The organism is Streptomyces sp. NPDC048584, assembly GCF_043199595.1.
In the GTDB taxonomy this organism is placed as follows: Bacteria; Actinomycetota; Actinomycetes; order Streptomycetales; family Streptomycetaceae; genus Streptomyces; species Streptomyces edwardsiae.
Window position 1 is genome coordinate 442,085 of sequence record NZ_JBICWF010000002.1, and the last position, 16,287, is coordinate 458,371.

Genomic DNA, 16,287 nt, shown 5'->3' on the forward strand with positions numbered 1-16,287 from the left:
ATTAGGTGCCATGGCCATACGACGCCGCTTTCCCCGTCACGGTTCACACGCACCGGGGAGCCGTTTCACGGCCTTGTCATCCGCAGGACATTCAGCGCCGCGTCGAGCTGCTCGACGGTGAGGTCGCCGCGTTCGACGTAGCCGCCCTCCAGGACCACCTGACGGATGGTCCTCCGCTCGGCCAGTGACTTCTTGGCGACCTTGGCGGCCTCCTCGTAGCCGATGTACTTGTTGAGCGGGGTGACCACGGACGGCGAGGACTCGGCGTACTCCCGGGCGCGTTCGCGGTCCGCGACGACGCCGTCGACCGTGCGGTCGGCGAGCAGCCGGGACACGTTCGCGAGCAGCCGCACCGACTCCAGGACGTTCTTGGCGATGACCGGCAGCATCACGTTGAGCTCGAAGTTCCCGGAGGCGCCCGCCGTGGCCACCGTCGCGTCGTTGCCGGTGACCTGCGCGCACACCATGAGCACGGCCTCCGGGATCACCGGGTTGACCTTGCCGGGCATGATCGAGGAGCCGGGCTGCAGGTCGGGCAGGCTGATCTCCGCGAGACCGGTGCGCGGCCCGGACGCCATCCACCGCAGATCGTTGGCGATCTTCGTCAGCCCGACGGCGATGGTCCGCAGCTGCCCGCTGGTCTCCACGATGCCGTCCCGGGCGCCCTGCGCCTCGAAGTGGTCGCGTGCCTCGGTCAGCGGCAGCCCGGTCGCGCGGGCGACCTCCTCGATCACGGCGGCGGAGAACCCGGGCGGGGTATTGATGCCGGTACCGACGGCGGTGCCGCCCAGCGGCAGCTCGGCGAGACGGGGCAGCGAGGCGTTCAGCCGCTCGATCCCGTACCGCACCTGGGCCGCGTACCCGCCGAACTCCTGGCCCAGCGTGACCGGTGTGGCGTCCATCAGATGCGTACGTCCGGACTTCACCACGTCGGCGAACTCCTCCGCCTTGCGCTCCAGGGCCGCGGCGAGATGGCCGAGCGCCGGGATCAGATCACGGGTGACGGCGGCGGTCGCGGCGATGTGGATCGACGAGGGGAAGACGTCGTTGGACGACTGGGAGGCGTTGACGTGGTCGTTAGGGTGCACGTCCCGTCCCAGCCGCTCGGTGGCGAGCGTGGCGACGACCTCGTTGGTGTTCATGTTGGACGAGGTCCCTGAACCGGTCTGGAACACGTCCACCGGGAAGTGCTCGTCCCAGCGCCCCTCGGCGACCTCGCCGGCCGCCTCCTGGATCGCCTCCGCGATGTCCTCGTCCAGCACGCCCAGCCGGGCGTTCACCTTCGCGGCGGCGCCCTTGATCCGGGCGAGGGCCTCGATGTGGGCGCGCTCCAGGCGCTGCCCGGAGACGGGGAAGTTCTCCACGGCGCGCTGCGTCTGCGCGCGCCACTTGGCGTCGGCCGGTACCCTCACCTCCCCCATGGAGTCGTGCTCGACGCGGTAGTGCCGGTCGTCGTCCGTGGTCGTCATCGTCGTACCTCCGAAGAGCACAGCAGCGGTCCCCGACGAGCGTATTCCCGTACGAAGGCCGCCGCCCCGCCGCAAAGGGATCACGGCGGGGCGGAGCACCCGTGGGGGGTGGTCAGTCGCTCTCCAGGGTGACGTCGTCCACGACGAAGCCCGTCTGCAGAGAGGAGTCCTCGGTGCCGGTGAAGGTCAGGGTGACCGTCTGGCCCGCGTACGCCGACAGGTCCACCGACCGCTGCGCGTAGCCGCTGCCGGCGTCGGCGTTGGACAGCGTGGCGAGCGTGGTGGAGCCGGCCTTCACCGTGAACCGGTCGTACGGCGTCGAACCGGTCTCGTCGGTGTCGATGTGCAGCCAGTAGCGCAGCTCGGCCCGCGCGCACCCGGCCGGCACGGTCACCGACTGGCTGATCGACTCGGTACGGGTCGAGCCGTACCCCGACAGCCAGGCGAACCGGGTGCCGGTGTGGGCGGACTGGCCCGAGTGCGCGCCGATGGCTCCGGTACTCCCGGTCCACGGCGAAGTCCCGCTCTCGAAACCGCCGTTGGCTACCACTCCGGCGGTGTCGCAGGTGCTGCCGGTGCCGGTGTCCACGGCCCGCTGCCACAGGGTGTACGCGATGCCGTCGGACGCGCGGTCCAGGCCGGTGGTGTTGATGTTGGTGAGTGTGTCGCAGGAGGAGTGGTAGCAGGGGTCGTAGGCCCGGCTCGCCGTCCCGCCCCACTTGGCGGCCTGTGCGGAGGTCTTCCGCGCGCTGGCGCCCATCGCGTAACCGGAGGTGGGGATGGAGTACTGCTCGAACGAGTAGTCGTCGCTGCGGCCGGCGCCCTCGGTGTTCTCCTCGGGCTGGAGGCCCAGCGAGTCCCAGTACGCCTTCATCGGCGCGGCGGCCGAGGAGGTGATGTGGTTGATGAAGTAACCGCCGTTGGTGGAGGCGATCATGTCGAAGTTGTAGTAGGCCTTGATCTTCGAACGCTCGGTCGAGGACAGTGAACGCACATAGAAGTCGGACCCGTTGAGCCCCTGCTCCTCGTCGGTCCACCAGGCGAAGCGGACCCGGCCCCGCATGGCCGGGTTCTGCTGGGCGAGCGTCAGGGCGTTCTCGAGCAGGGCGGCGGAGCCGGAGCCGTTGTCGTTCATACCGGGGCCGGCCGTGACGCTGTCGAGGTGGGCGCCGAACATGTACACGTTGCCGGCGTCACCCTTGGGCCACTCGGCGATCAGATTGGGCCCGGCGCCGCTGGTGCAGCCGGAGGTGCAGGGCTGCTCGGTGACGGTGTAGCCGGCGGCCTGCAGCCTGCCCTTCACATAGGCGACGGAGTCGTCGTAACCCTGGTTCGTGGAGCGGCGGTTGCCGCCGTTCCTGGAGGCGATGGCGCTGAGTTCGGTGAGGTGCGCCTTCACCTTGTTCACGTCGACGTCGGGTGCGGCGAGGGTGTCCGCGGTGGGGGTGGTGGCCGCGGCGGGGAGTGGGCCGCCGCCGAGCACGACGGCGAGGGCGATGCCCGCGATGGCGAGTCTTCGGTTCACCTGGTCTCCTCGGGGAGTGACATGGCATGTGCATGTCGGAGCGCCGAGAAGACTCACAGTGTTGGTTGAGCGAGTCAACGGAACGGGCGGGCTGGCGACGAGGTTGTCCGAAAGCAGTACACGAAGTCCGCTATGCGGAGAGGGGTTTCGCCCCCGCCGCCCCGCGGAGCGAACGCGCGCTACCGGGACTATTCGCTTCACCACCGGGCTTCAGCCCGGTGGTGAAGCGAATCTGAGAGCTGCTCTGACCTCAGCTGTGCGCACGGATCCGCGCTGTTCACCTCAGCCCAGGTCAGAGCGGCCGGTTCTGCTGCTCGATGTACTGCTTCACGATGCTGAGCGGCGCCCCGCCGACCGACCCGGCGAAGTACGAGCCGGACCAGAGCCGTTGTGCCCGCCAGTAGTGGCGGACGAGGTCGGGGAACTCCTGGCGCAGCCGCCGGGAGGAGACGCCCTTGAGGCTGTTGACCAGCTTGGACACGGCGACCTTCGGCGGGAAGTTCACGAGCAGGTGGACGTGATTGTTCTCGCCGTTGAACTCGACCAGCTCGGCCTCGAAGTCCTCGCACACGGCACGCATGATCTCCTCGCACCGCGTCAAGTGTCGGTCGGAGAACACCTTGTGTCGGTACTTCGTCACGAAAACCAAGTGGACATGCATACGGAAGACACAGTGACGACCTGTACGAACGTTCTCATCGATACTCATAAACCAACTGTGTAGCGTGATCCGCGTGCAGCTTCGGTACAGCTTCCGCTTGTACCCGAGCGCCGGTCAGCGCAGTGCGTTGGCGAGGGCGTTCGGGTGTGCGCGGGTGGTCTACAACGACGCTCTCAGGGCTCGGGAGACCGCACGCAGCGAAGGCATGCCGTTCCCGAAGACCGGCGACCTGTCGAAGCAGCTCATCACCGAGGCGAAGAACACCCCGGAACGGGCCTGGCTCGGCGAGGTGTCGGCGGTCGTCCTCCAGCAGTCCCTGCGCGACCTGGACACGGCGTACCGGAACTTCTTCGACGGGCTGAAGGGCAAGCGCCCGCGCATGGGTGCGCCCCGGTGCAAGTCGCGGAAGGACACCAGACAAGCGGTGCGGTTCACGGCGAACGCCCGCTGGTCGATCACCCCGGGGCAGAAGCTGCGCCTGCCGAAGATCGGCGATCTGAAGGTGAAGTGGTCGCGCACGCTGCCGTCGACGCCGTCCACGGTGACGGTGGTCAAGGACAGTGCGGGCCGGTACTTCGCCTCGTTTGTGGTCGAGACCGGGCCCGAGACGTTGGCCGCCACGGACAACGTGGTCGGCATTGACCTGGGCCTGACCCACTTCGCGATCCTCTCGGACGGCACAAAGATCGACAGCCCGCGCTTCCTGCGCCGGGCCGAGAAACGCCTGAAGAAGGCGCAGCGCGCTCTCTCGCGCAAGGACAAGGGCTCCCGCAACCGGGACAAGGCCCGGCTGAAGGCCGCCCGCGCTCACGCACGGGTGGCCGACGCGCGCCGCGAGTTCCACCACCAACTCTCCACCAAGCTGATCCGCGAGAACCAAGCGGTCGCCGTGGAAGACCTGTCGGTTAAAGGACTCGCGCGTACACGCCTGGCCAAGTCCGTTCACGACGCCGGCTGGTCGGCGTTCGTCGGAATGCTGGAGTACAAGGCCGCCCGGTACGGGCGCACCTTCGCCCGGATCGGCCGCTTCGAGCCCACGTCTCAGGTGTGCTCGCAGTGCGGCGTCAAGGACGGCCCCAAGCCCCTGCACATCCGTGTGTGGACCTGCGGAGCCTGCGGGGCCGTCCTGGACCGGGACATCAACGCGGCGGTCAACGTCGCCAAGGCCGCCGGACTGGCGGTGTCAGCCTGTGGAGCGCAGGTAAGACCGGTACTCGTACCGGCACAGCGCAGCGAAGCAGGAACCCACCCGAAGCCCTCACCCATCCGGTGGGAGCAGGCGGGAATCCCCGGCCTTTAGGCCGGGGAGGATGTCAAACCAGCCCGGGCCCCCGCACGGGAATCGACGTGAACGTCGGCTGCTGCGGCGAAGGATCCTGGAAGAAGTCATTCCCCTTGTCGTCGACGACGATGAACGCGGGGAAGTCCTCCACCTCGATCCGCCACACCGCCTCCATCCCCAGCTCCTCGTACTCGACGACCTCCACCTTCTTGATGCAGTCCTGAGCCAGCCGGGCCGCAGGCCCACCGATGGACCCCAGATAGAACCCCCCGTGCGCGTCACACGCGGAAGTGACCTGCTGGGACCGGTTCCCCTTCGCCAGCATCACCTTGGACCCGCCCGCCGCCTGGAACTGCTCGACGTACGAGTCCATCCGCCCGGCCGTCGTCGGCCCGAACGACCCCGACGCGTACCCCTCGGGCGTCTTGGCGGGCCCGGCGTAGTACACGGGATGATCCTTCAGGTACTGCGGCATGGACTCCCCCGCGTCCAGCCGCTCCTTGATCTTCGCGTGCGCGATGTCCCGCGCCACGACCAGCGGCCCGCTCAGCGACAGCCGCGTCTTGACGGGGTACTTGGTCAGCTCGGCGAGGATGTCGGCCATCGGCTGATTGAGATCGATCTTGACGGCGTCGCCCGAGTCGTCCAGCTGCTCATCCGTGGTCTCCGGCAGGAACCGCGCCGGATCCGTCTCCAGCTGCTCCAGGAACACACCCTCGGCGGTGATCTTCGCGACGGCCTGTCGGTCCGCCGAGCAGGACACGGCGATGGCGACCGGACACGACGCCCCGTGCCGGGGCAGCCGCACCACCCGCACGTCGTGGCAGAAGTACTTGCCGCCGAACTGCGCCCCGATCCCGATCCGCTGGGTCAGCTCGAAGACCTTCTCCTCCAGCTCCTTGTCCCGGAAGCCGTGCCCGAGCGCCGATCCCTCGGAGGGGATCTCGTCCAGGTAGTGCGCGGAGGCGTACTTCGCGGTCTTCAGCGCGTACTCGGCCGACGTACCGCCGACGACGATCGCCAGGTGGTACGGGGGACAGGCGGCCGTACCCAGCGAACGGATCTTCTCCTCCAGGAACTTCATCATGGAGGCCTCGTTCAGGACGGCCTTCGTCTCCTGGTAGAGGAACGACTTGTTGGCCGAGCCGCCGCCCTTCGCCATGAAGAGGAACTTGTAGGCGCCGCCGTCGGTGGCGTACAGCTCGATCTGCGCCGGGAGGTTGGAACCGGTGTTCCTCTCCTCCCACATGGTGAGCGGAGCCATCTGGGAGTAGCGCAGGTTCAGGTTCTTGTAGGCGTCGTAGATGCCCTTGCTCAGGGCCTCCTCGTCGCGCCCGGACGTCAGCACGTTCTGCCCGCGCTTGCCCATGACGATCGCCGTACCGGTGTCCTGGCACATCGGCAGCACGCCCGCCGCCGCGATGTTCGCGTTCTTCAGCAGGTCAAGCGCCACGAACTTGTCGTTGGACGACGCCTCGGGGTCGTCGATGATGCGGCGCAGCTGCGCCAGGTGGGCGGGGCGCAGATAGTGCTGGATGTCGTGGACGGCCTCCTCGGCGAGCTTGCGCAGCGCTTCCGGCTCCACCTTGAGGAACGTCCGTCCGTCGGCCTCGAAGGTGGAGACACCTTCGGAGGTCACCAGCCGGTAGGGGGTGGTGTCCTCTCCCATGGGGAGCAGATCGGCGTACTCGAACTCAGGCATCTCGCCCATTCCTCACTCGACGGAAGACCGCCCGCCTCCATCGGCGGGCGCTCACCAGCGTAGGACCTGCCGCCGGCGGTGAACTTGTGAGGTTGTCCTCAGTTGTTCCCCGAGTTGTCCCCCGCACGGGGGTAGTCGCGATCTATCGCGTTTCGGTACGCTGCTGCCGTGGACCTTCAGAAGCACGCCCAGCAGCCGGACACGGCACCGCGGACGGCCGAGCTGCGCGCCTCCGACGCCGACCGGGACCGTATCGCCGACCTCCTGCGCGAGGCCCTCGCCGAGGGCCGGCTGACCGCCGACGAGCACGCCGAGCGCGTCGAGGGTGTGCTGGCCGCGAAGACGGTCGGCGAGCTGGACGTGTTCGTCCGGGACCTGCCGATAGCCCACCAGCGGCGCACGGCCCCCGCCTCCGCGCCCAGCCGCCCCACGACGGGCGCGATACCGATGGACGCGGATGACAACGTCGTCGCGGTGTTCAGCGCCGCCGCCCGCAAGGGCCGCTGGCGCACGGGCCGCCGGATCCACGCGTACGCGATCTTCGGCAGTGTCGACATCGATCTCAGCGAGGCGCTGTTCGACCACCAGCAGGTCATGATCAAGTCGTATGCCGTCTTCGGCAGCGTCGACATCCGCGTCCCGGAGAACGTGTCGCTGCGCGGCATGGGCGGCGGCGTGCTCGGCTCCTTCGAGGTGGACACGCTCAACGCGACCGATGACGAGGCCCCGGTGGTCTTCGTCGACGGCTGGGCGGTGCTGGGCAGCATCGAGGCGCGGCCCAAGCGCGGCCGGCTGGTGGCGGACATCCTGGACCGGGTGCAGCGCAAGGTCGACAGGAGCATGCGCAGGCATCTGGGCCACTGAGGGCTGTCCTACGGCCGTGGCGCCGCCGGCAGTTCGACCGTGATGCGGAGTCCGCCGGCGGGGCGCGGGACGAGGGTGAGCGTTCCGCCGTGCGCCTGGGTGATGGACCTGACGATGGCCAGTCCGAGGCCGACCCCCGCGTGATCGGTGTGGACGCGCTCGGTGCCGCGCTGGAACGGCTCGGTGAGGGTCGGGACCCGCTCCGGGGCGACCCGCTCGCCGGTGTTCTCGACGGTGAGCACCACGCTCGTCGGGCGGATCCCGGTGCTCACCCACACGCTGCCCCGCTCCGGCAGGTTGTGGACGATCGCGTTGTGCATGAGGTTCGTGGTCAGCTGCAGCAGGAGCGCCGGGGAGCCGATCGTGGGCGTGATGTCGCCGTCGGTCGCCAGGGTGACTCCGTGCTTCTCGGCGAGGGGGAGGAGTGTTTCGGCGGCCTCCTCCGCGAGGAGGGACAGATCCACGTGTTCCCGGGTGAAGGACTGCCGGTTGGCCCGGCTGAGCAGGAGCAGCGCCTCGGTGAGGTCGATGGCCCGGGTGTTGACGGCCTGGAGGCGGTCCAGGATCTCGCCGGTGTCCTGTGACGGGTCGGTGCGGGCCACGTCGAGGAGCGACTTCGAGATGGCCAGCGGGGTGCGCAGTTCGTGTGAGGCGTTGGCCGCGAATCTCTGCTGCTCGGCGAGGTGTGCCTCCAGCCGGGCGAGCATCGCGTCGAAGGCGTCGGCGAGTTCGCGGAACTCGTCCTGGCGGCCCGGCAGCCGGACGCGGTGCGAGAGCGACCCCGTCGCGGCCGTGCGGGTGGCGTCGGTGATACGGGCCAGCGGAGCGAGCATGCGCCCGGAGAGGAGCCAGCCCCCGAGGAGGCCGAACACCAGCAGGAACAGCATGAGCCAGGCCGCCACGGGCGTAAAACCGCGGATGAAGCTGATGCCCGGACCGACTTGCCACGCGCCCTGCTCATTGGTCTGCAGCCATCCCTGGCGCACCAGGAACACACCCACGGCGGCGAGCAGCAGCGCCCCGGCGAGCATGACGAACCCGGCATAGCTGAGGGTGAGCTTGAGCCGGACGCTCAGCCCGGGGCGCCTATCCACCGCCCTCTCCCTGATCCGCGGCGTCCCTGGTGTCGATGCGGTAGCCGACGCCGGGCACGGTGGCGATGATCCAGGGTTCGCCGAGCCGCTTGCGCAGCGCGGAGACGGTGATGCGTACGGCGTTGGTGAACGGGTCGGCGTTCTCGTCCCAGGCCCGCTCCAGGAGCGTCTCGGCGCTGACGACACCGCCGTTCGCGGCGACGAGGACCTCGAGCACCGCGAACTGCTTACGGGTGAGCGCCACATAGCGCCCGTCCCGGTAGACCTCGCGGCGGAACGGGTCCACGCGCAGCCCCGCGATCTCCCGCACCGGGGGCCGGGTGTGCGCACGCCTGCGGTCGAGCGCCCTGAGCCTCAGCGCGAGCTCCCGCAGTTCGAAGGGTTTCGTGAGGTAGTCGTCGGCGCCGAGACCGAACCCGGACGCCTTGTCGTCGAGACGGTCGGCCGCGGTGAGCATCAGGATCGGCATCCCGCTGCCGGAGGCGACGATGCCCATCGCGATCTCGTCACCGGAGGGCCCGGGGATGTCACGGTCGAGGACGGCGATGTCGTACGTGTTGACGCTCAGCAGCTCCAGCGCGGTGTCGCCGTCGCCCGCGATGTCGGCGGCGATGGCCTCCAGCCGCAGACCGTCGCGGATGGCTTCCGCCATGTAGGGCTCGTCCTCGACGATCAGCACACGCATGGCTCCCAGGCTACGAGCGGTCGTATATCGCCGGCGTATCGAAAACCGCATACGTGCCGGCAACACGGGGCCGCCTTGACTGGCGGCATGCATTCACCCGCACGAGTGAACGAGCAGGCGCCCCCGGCAGCCCGGCCCGTCCAGCCCTCCGCCGACGAAGCACCATCCGCCCTGCGCCGGGCGGTGCGCGCCCTTGCCACGCCCGGCCCCTGGAAGCGCGGCCCGGTGCTCGCGGTGTGCGCGGTGCTGCTGGGTCTGCTCCTGTCGCTGCACGCGTGGATCACGGACCGTGCGGGTCTCGGCAGCCTGGTGGAGACCTTCCTGCCGTGGTTCGGCCTGCTCGTCCCCCTGCTGCTCGCCGGGGCGCTGTGGCGGCGGTCGGCCTCCGCGGTGGTCGCGCTGCTGCTGCCTGCCGTGACATGGCTGAGCCTCTTCGGCGGGCTGCTCGGCGACAGGTCCCACCCGGCCGGGGACACGGACCTCACCCTGGTGGAGCACAACGTCGCCGCGGGCAACCCCGATCCGGCGGGCACCGCGCGCGACCTGGCCGGCTCCGGGGCGGACGTCCTCGCCCTGGTGGAGCTGACCCCGGAGGCCGTGGACACGTACGAGAAGGGTCTGGCGGAGGCGTACCCGTACCACACGGTGCAGGGCACGGTCGGGGTGTGGAGCAGGCTGCCGCTGTCGGAGACCCGGCCGATCAACATCCTGGACGCCGGACCGCTGGGGGCCACCAAACCCGCCGGGACCACGTGGGCCCCCAACCGGGCCCTGCGCACCACGGTGACCACGGACCGGGGACCGCTGGCCGTGTACGTGGCCCATCTGGGATCCGTACGGCTGATGCCCCGAGGGGGCTTCTGGACGGACAGCCGGGACCGCAACGCGCGGGCGCTCGCCGAGGCCGTCGCCGCCGAACGAAACGAGCGGATGGTGCTGCTCGGCGACCTGAACGGCACGACGGACGACCGCGCGCTCGACGGTGTCACCTCGGGCCTCCGCTCGGTCCAGACCGAGGCCGGGGACGGTTTCGGCTTCACCTGGCCGGCCCGGTTCCCGGTGGCGCGGATCGACCACATCCTGGTCCGCGGGGTGACGGCGACGAGCTCCCGGGTACTGCCGGCCACCGGCAGCGACCATCTGCCGGTGGCGGCCGGCATCGGCTGGTGATCCCGCGCGGACCCGGCCCATGGCTCAGTGCATAGGCGCGCGTACATCGGGTAAGCCTTGCTGCATCGTGTCTCGCTTGCGAAGCCGTCGTCAGGAGTAGACCGTGCTGCAACCGCCGCATTCGTCCCTGCAGATAGCCGCCGTTCCGGCCCGGCGAGCGGCAGCGCCGGACAGGGACCAGGACGCCCCCTGGCACACCGAAGCGGTGTGCCGGCGCGACGAGGCGGGTCTGTTCTTCGCACCCTCGAAGGAACCCACGGCCGCCCGGCTCTCCCGCGAGGAGGCGGCGAAGCGCGTCTGCGCCCGCTGTCCCGTGATGGTCGAGTGCCGCGAGCACGCCCTGCTCCAGCCCGAGCCCTACGGCGTCTGGGGCGGCCTCACCGCCGCGGAACGCCGGGTGGTCCTGGCCCGCCGCAGGCGCCGCGAGATAGAACTGAAGAAGTCCCCCCGCCAGGGCCCCATAGCAGCAGCGGGCTGACCCCCTCACCTCGCCATGACAAGCGCGCCCCCACGACGCGGACGCGTGCCGTGACATCTGCGGCTCCGCCGCGCGGGCGCTCCCTGCACCCGGGGGTGCCTGGTCATGCCGGGCAGCTCAGCCAACCCAGGGGCGCGGGACTGTGACATCTGCGGCTCCGCCGCGCGGGCGCTCTCTACACCGGGGGTGCCTGGTCATGCCGGGCAGCTCAGCCAACTTCAGGGGCGCGGGGAACTGCGCGACAAGCCACAACGCACCCGCACCCGCCCCCGAGGCGCCCCCTCCGCACAGGGGACACCTGTCACACCGGGCAGCTCAGCCAACTCCAGGGCGCTTCACTTCGCGCGATCGAAATCAACCGCGCTATAAGCCCGCAGCTTGGACAGCCGATGCTCGGAATCAATCCTCCGCACCGTCCCCGACTTCGACCGCATCACGATGGAATCGGTCGTGGCCGTCTCCGGCCGGTACCGGACCCCCCGCAACAGCTCCCCGTCCGTGATCCCCGTAGCCACGAAGAACACGTTCTCCCCCGCGACAAGGTCGTCGGTGGTCAGCACCCGGTCCAGATCATGCCCCGCATCCAGCGCGCGCTGCCGCTCCTCCTCGTCCTTCGGCCACAGCTTCCCCTGGATCGTCCCGCCCAGGCACTTCACCGCGCACGCCGAGATGATGCCCTCCGGCGTCCCGCCGATACCGAGCAGCAGATCGATGCCCGTCCCCTCGCGCAGCGCGAGGATCGAGCCCGCCACATCGCCGTCGGAGATCAGCTTGATCCGCGCCCCGGTCTCCCGGATCTCCTTGATGATCCCCTCGTGCCGGGGCCGGTCCAGGATCACCACGGTGACATCCTCCGGGGTGACCCGCTTCGCCTTCGCGACCCGCCGGATGTTCACATTCACCGGCGCGTTGATGTCGACGAAGTCGGCCGCCTCCGGCCCGGTGACCAGCTTGTCCATGTAGAAGACGGCCGACGGGTCGAACATCGACCCGCGCTCCGCGGCCGCCAGCACCGCGATCGCGTTCGTCATGCCCTTGGCCGTCAGCGTCGTACCGTCGATCGGGTCGACCGCGATGTCGCACTCGGGCCCGGTCCCGTCCCCCACGCGCTCCCCGTTGAAGAGCATCGGGGCCTCGTCCTTCTCACCCTCGCCGATGACGACGACGCCGTTCATCGAGACGGTGGAGACGAGGGTGCGCATGGCGCGCACCGCGGCGCCGTCCGCGCCGTTCTTGTCCCCGCGTCCCACCCAGCGCCCGGCGGCCATGGCCGCGGCCTCGGTCACCCGTACCAGTTCCAGGGCGAGGTTGCGGTCGGGGGCCTCGGAGGGGACATCGAGCTCGGACGGCAGGTGATGGTGTTCGGTCATCGGAGCGCACCTTTCTGTACGACGACGGCCGGATGAGGGTCGGGGCACGACTCTATCGCCAGTCCGACAATATGAGCAGGGCCCCCCACGGATGAGCGCCCCGGCGGCCTGCGACGATAGGAGGCGTGGCAGGAACGAACAGCATGCAGAAGACCGCCCGGGACATGATCTTTTCCATGGTCCTGATCGTGCTCGCCGCGGGAGTGATCTGGCTGTTCATCCCGCACGAGGACGGCGAACCCGACATCAAGCGGGTCGACTACCGGGTCGACCTGCTCACGGCCCGCCGGGCCGCCTCCTACCCCGTGGCCGCGCCCGAGGGCCTGCCCGAGGCGTGGAAACCCACCTCCGTCCGCTACAAGGGCGCCGAGTCCGAGGCCTGGCACCTCGGCTACAGCACCCCGGAGGGGGAGTACGTGGCGGTCGAGCAGTCCACCGGCAAGCGGTCGGCGTTCATCGAGGACAAGACACAGGGCGCCGAGAAGACCGACTCCACGCAGCGGATCGACGGGCAGACCTGGACGCGCTACGAGGGCGACCACTACGACGCGTTGGTGCTGGAGGGCACCGACGGCGCGACCACCGTGGTCACCGGCACGGCATCGCCCGGCGAGCTGACGGCGATGGCGGAGGCGCTCCGCACGGAGTGAACGAAACGGGGCCCCGCCGATCCGGCGGGGCCCCGTTTCCTGCGTGTCCGTTCGGGCTCAGACGGACGTCACGACCTGCTCGTACTCCAGTCGCGGAGAGCGCGGGTACCACGCGTCCGGACCGGGGCGGCCGATGTTGACGATCATCAGCGGGGTGTGGTCGTCGTCGAGGAACTCCTTGCGGACGCCCTCGTGGTCGAAGCCGGACATCGGGCCGGCGGCCAGACCGGCGGCGCGCACCCCGACGATGAAGTAGGCGGCCTGGAGGCCGGCGTTCATCGCCGCGGAGCTCTCCCGGACCGGGCGCTCGCCGAAGACGGCGTCCTTGGCCTGCGGGAAGTGCGGGAAGAGGTGCGGCAGTTCCTCGTGGAACTCGTTGTCCGCGGAGAGGATCGCGACCAGCGGGGCGGTGGCCGTCTTGGTCCGGTTGCCCTCGGCCATGTGCGGGACGAGGCGCTCACGGGCCTCGGCGGAGCGGACCAGCGTGACGCGCAGCGGCGACTGGTTCATGGCGGTGGGGCCGTACTTGACCAGGTCGTAGATCGCCCGCACCTGCTCCTCGGTCACCGGTTCGTCGGTGAACGTGTTGGCGGTGCGCGCCTCACGGAACAGCAGGTCCTGGGCGGCGGGGTCAAGGGCGAGAGACATGCAGAACCTTCTTGGGGATACGTCGGCCCGTCTGTCCGTGTAGGAGCCACGGACCGGTTGGCAGGTCCGACCGTACGCCTATGAAGTTCAACTCTCAACTAAATCTGGACCCTGGTGATCCGCTTCACAGTGCCTCGCCGTCTCCTTCCTCTTCCTCCTCCGCGAGCGCCGCGTCCAGCCGCGCCCGCGCCCCGTCCAGCCAGCGACGGCACACCCTGGCCAGCTCCTCGCCCCGCTCCCAGAGCGCGAGGGACTCCTCCAGCGTCGTCCCGCCCGCCTCCAGCCGCCGTACGACCTCGATCAGCTCGTCCCGCGCCTGCTCGTACCCGAGCGCCCCGGCCGCCGCCGTCTGCTCCGTCTTGCTGGTCATCCGCCCACCCTAAACATCGACTCGGACAGTGAACTCGCCCTCGGACACCCGCGCCCGCAACGCCTCACCGGCCTCCACCTCGGCCGGCCCGCGCACCGCGTGCCCGTCCGCCCGCTGCAGCACCGCGTACCCCCGCTTCAGCGTCGCGGCGGGGGAGAGGGCCACCACCCGCGCATGGGTGTGCGTCAGCTCGGAGTCGGCCCGGTCCAGCTGGTGCCGCAGGGTGCGCCGGCCCCGCTCCAGCAGCGCCGTCACCTCCTCCGCGCGGGTGTCCAGCATTCGGTGCGGGTCCTGTATCGAGGGCCGGGCCAGCGCGTGCGCCAGCCCCCGCTCCTCCCGGTCCAGCAGCCCCTGGACACAGCGCCGGGCACGGTCGCGCAGCATCCGTACCCGCTCGTACTCCTCGCCCACGTCCGGCACCACCTTCTTGGCGGCGTCGGTCGGCGTGGAGGCGCGCAGGTCGGCGACATGGTCGAGGAGCGGATTGTCCGGCTCGTGCCCGATCGCCGAGACGACCGGCGTACGGCACGCCGCCACCGCCCGCACCAGCTGCTCGTCGGAGAACGGCAGCAGATCCTCCACGCTGCCCCCGCCGCGCGCGACGATGATCACGTCCACGTCGTCGATCGCGTCGAGCTCCTTCACGGCCTGCACGACCTGCGGTACCGCGTGCACCCCCTGCACGGGCACATTGCGCACCTCGAAGCGCACGGCCGGCCACCGGTGCCGCGCGTTCTCCAGCACATCCCGCTCCGCCGCCGACGCCCGTCCGCACACCAGCCCGATCAGCTGCGGCAGGAACGGCAGCGGCTTCTTGCGCTCCGGCGCGAACAGACCCTCCCGCGCGAGCGACTTCTTCAGCTGCTCGAGCCGCGCCAGCAGCTCCCCGACCCCCACCGGCTTGATCTCGGCGGCCCTCAGCGACAGCTGCCCGCGCGGCGCGTACCACTCCGGCTTGCAGTGCACCACCACCCGCGCGCCCTCGCTCACCACGTCCGCGACGGCGTCGAACACCTGCCGGTAGCAGGTCACGCCCACGGAGATGTCGTACGACGGGTCGCGCAGCGTCAGGAACACCACCCCGGCGCCCGGCCGCCGGGACAGCTGGGTGATCTGCCCCTCGACCCATACCGCGCCGAGCCGGTCGATCCAGCCGCCGATCAGCCGTGACACCTCACCGACGGGCAGCGGCGCTTCCGCGGACGTGTTGAGAGCCATGTCCGTGAGAGTAGTGCGCCCCACTGACAACGCACCGTGACCGGGCCTCCGGTGGCGGCCTTACGATGGGACGCATGACCGCTTCGCCTGGCCGCCGTGTCCTGCTCGCCGCCCCCCGTGGCTACTGCGCGGGTGTGGACCGCGCCGTGATCGCCGTCGAGAAGGCCCTGGAGCAGTACGGGGCCCCCGTCTACGTCCGGCACGAGATCGTGCACAACAAGTACGTCGTGCAGACCCTGGAGAGGAAGGGCGCGATCTTCGTCGAACGGACGGAGGAGGTGCCCCCGGGCAACATCGTGATGTTCTCCGCGCACGGCGTCGCCCCCGTCGTCCACGAGGAGGCCGCGCGCGGGAAGCTCGCCACCATCGACGCCACCTGCCCGCTCGTCACCAAGGTCCACAAGGAAGCCGTCCGCTTCGCCGACGACGACTACGACATCCTCCTGATCGGCCACGAGGGCCACGAGGAGGTCATCGGCACCTCCGGCGAGGCCCCCGACCACATCCAGCTCGTCGACGGCCCCGGCGACGTGGCCAAGGTCGAGGTCCGCGACCCGTCGAAGGTGGTCTGGCTCTCCCAGACCACCCTCTCCGTCGACGAGACCATGGAGACCGTCGACGCCCTCAAGGAGAAGTTCCCCCAGCTGATCTCCCCGCCCAGCGACGACATCTGCTACGCCACGCAGAACCGCCAGCTCGCGGTCAAGCAGATGGGCGCCGAGGCGGAGCTGGTGATCGTGGTCGGCTCCCGCAACTCCTCCAACTCCAAGCGGCTGGTCGAGGTCGCCAAGCTGGCCGGCTCCCGCGCGGCGTACCTGGTCGACTTCGCCGACGAGATCGAGGAGAGCTGGCTCGAGGGCGTCGGCACGGTCGGCGTCACCTCGGGCGCCTCCGTGCCGGACATCCTGGTCGAGCAGGTGCTCGAATGGCTGTCGGGGCGCGGTTTCGAGGATGTCGAGATCGTCAAGGCGGCCGAGGAGACCATCACGTTCTCGCTGCCCAAGGAGCTCCGCCGCGACCTGCGCGAGGAGGCGGCGACCCTGGTCGCCGAGCGCGGCGGCTCCGGTACGGATTCCGCGAAGTGACGGTGGAGCGGCGGTG

The 16,287-nt window shown here is 69.9% G+C and carries 16 protein-coding genes; 6 read left to right on the plus strand and 10 right to left on the minus strand.

Translation table 11 applies throughout. The features are described from left to right. Positions 1-65 precede the first annotated feature (65 nt). From ACGFR9_RS06260 to tnpA, 3 genes are all read right to left on the minus strand, one after another. On the minus strand, positions 66-1,469 hold the full coding sequence (locus tag ACGFR9_RS06260; RefSeq protein ID WP_393203432.1) for a class II fumarate hydratase: 1,404 nt from the start codon (positions 1,467-1,469) through the stop codon (positions 66-68). 112 nt (positions 1,470-1,581) lie between these two features. Beyond that, positions 1,582-2,994, minus strand: a complete 1,413-nt coding sequence (locus ACGFR9_RS06265; protein ID WP_393203434.1) for a M28 family peptidase — start codon at positions 2,992-2,994, stop codon at positions 1,582-1,584. Between the two features lie 292 nt (positions 2,995-3,286). Next, positions 3,287-3,703 (minus strand): IS200/IS605 family transposase, encoded by a 417-nt coding sequence (tnpA, locus tag ACGFR9_RS06270; protein WP_393203436.1) that lies wholly within the window; start codon positions 3,701-3,703, stop codon positions 3,287-3,289. Positions 3,704-3,728: 25 nt separating this feature from the next. Here tnpA and ACGFR9_RS06275 point away from each other — a divergent pair, with 25 nt between their 5' ends. After that, a complete protein-coding gene (locus tag ACGFR9_RS06275) occupies positions 3,729-4,955 on the plus strand; it encodes an RNA-guided endonuclease InsQ/TnpB family protein (RefSeq protein ID WP_393203438.1) in 1,227 nt (408 codons plus the stop codon). 13 nt (positions 4,956-4,968) lie between these two features. On the opposite strand, the gene ACGFR9_RS06280 is transcribed toward ACGFR9_RS06275, so the two are convergent. Next, on the minus strand, positions 4,969-6,648 hold the full coding sequence (locus ACGFR9_RS06280; RefSeq protein ID WP_393203440.1) for a fumarate hydratase: 1,680 nt from the start codon (positions 6,646-6,648) through the stop codon (positions 4,969-4,971). 159 nt (positions 6,649-6,807) lie between these two features. Here ACGFR9_RS06280 and ACGFR9_RS06285 point away from each other — a divergent pair, with 159 nt between their 5' ends. Next, positions 6,808-7,503, plus strand: a complete 696-nt coding sequence (locus tag ACGFR9_RS06285; RefSeq protein ID WP_393203442.1) for a DUF1707 domain-containing protein — start codon at positions 6,808-6,810, stop codon at positions 7,501-7,503. A gap of 8 nt (positions 7,504-7,511) precedes the next feature. Here the strand turns inward: ACGFR9_RS06285 and ACGFR9_RS06290 are convergent, their stop codons facing one another. After that, the gene (locus tag ACGFR9_RS06290) at positions 7,512-8,597 is read right to left on the minus strand and encodes a sensor histidine kinase (RefSeq protein WP_393203444.1); all 1,086 of its coding nucleotides are present in this window, start codon (positions 8,595-8,597) and stop codon (positions 7,512-7,514) included. Then, a complete protein-coding gene (locus ACGFR9_RS06295) occupies positions 8,590-9,282 on the minus strand; it encodes a response regulator transcription factor (protein ID WP_393203446.1) in 693 nt (230 codons plus the stop codon). Before ACGFR9_RS06295 ends, ACGFR9_RS06290 begins: the two co-directional genes overlap by 8 nt. 87 nt (positions 9,283-9,369) lie before the next feature. Here ACGFR9_RS06295 and ACGFR9_RS06300 point away from each other — a divergent pair, with 87 nt between their 5' ends. Together ACGFR9_RS06300 and ACGFR9_RS06305 are read left to right on the plus strand one after the other, a co-directional pair. Beyond that, positions 9,370-10,452 (plus strand): endonuclease/exonuclease/phosphatase family protein, encoded by a 1,083-nt coding sequence (locus ACGFR9_RS06300; protein ID WP_393203448.1) that lies wholly within the window; start codon positions 9,370-9,372, stop codon positions 10,450-10,452. A 103-nt stretch (positions 10,453-10,555) separates the two neighbouring features. Continuing rightward, complete coding sequence (locus ACGFR9_RS06305) at positions 10,556-10,930, plus strand: WhiB family transcriptional regulator (RefSeq protein WP_030220323.1); 375 nt, start codon at positions 10,556-10,558, stop codon at positions 10,928-10,930. A 335-nt stretch (positions 10,931-11,265) separates the two neighbouring features. Here the strand turns inward: ACGFR9_RS06305 and glpX are convergent, their stop codons facing one another. Continuing rightward, positions 11,266-12,300: a class II fructose-bisphosphatase gene (glpX, locus tag ACGFR9_RS06310; RefSeq protein WP_030220320.1), complete on the minus strand. Its 1,035-nt coding sequence runs from the start codon at positions 12,298-12,300 to the stop codon at positions 11,266-11,268. Positions 12,301-12,443: 143 nt separating this feature from the next. Here glpX and ACGFR9_RS06315 point away from each other — a divergent pair, with 143 nt between their 5' ends. Next, positions 12,444-12,950, plus strand: coding sequence for a DUF4245 domain-containing protein (locus tag ACGFR9_RS06315; RefSeq protein WP_393203451.1), 507 nt, complete (start codon positions 12,444-12,446; stop codon positions 12,948-12,950). 57 nt (positions 12,951-13,007) lie between these two features. On the opposite strand, the gene ACGFR9_RS06320 is transcribed toward ACGFR9_RS06315, so the two are convergent. From ACGFR9_RS06320 to xseA, 3 genes are all read right to left on the minus strand, one after another. Continuing rightward, the gene (locus ACGFR9_RS06320) at positions 13,008-13,598 is read right to left on the minus strand and encodes a malonic semialdehyde reductase (RefSeq protein ID WP_393203453.1); all 591 of its coding nucleotides are present in this window, start codon (positions 13,596-13,598) and stop codon (positions 13,008-13,010) included. 124 nt (positions 13,599-13,722) lie between these two features. Further along, on the minus strand, positions 13,723-13,968 hold the full coding sequence (locus tag ACGFR9_RS06325) for an exodeoxyribonuclease VII small subunit (protein WP_311646898.1): 246 nt from the start codon (positions 13,966-13,968) through the stop codon (positions 13,723-13,725). A 9-nt stretch (positions 13,969-13,977) separates the two neighbouring features. Continuing rightward, entirely contained in the window at positions 13,978-15,186 is a 1,209-nt protein-coding gene (gene xseA / locus ACGFR9_RS06330) for an exodeoxyribonuclease VII large subunit (protein WP_393203455.1), read from the minus strand. Between the two features lie 65 nt (positions 15,187-15,251). On the opposite strand from xseA, the gene ACGFR9_RS06335 reads away from it, so the two are divergent. Beyond that, a complete protein-coding gene (locus ACGFR9_RS06335) occupies positions 15,252-16,271 on the plus strand; it encodes a 4-hydroxy-3-methylbut-2-enyl diphosphate reductase (protein WP_393203457.1) in 1,020 nt (339 codons plus the stop codon). The last annotated feature ends 16 nt before the right edge of the window (positions 16,272-16,287 follow it).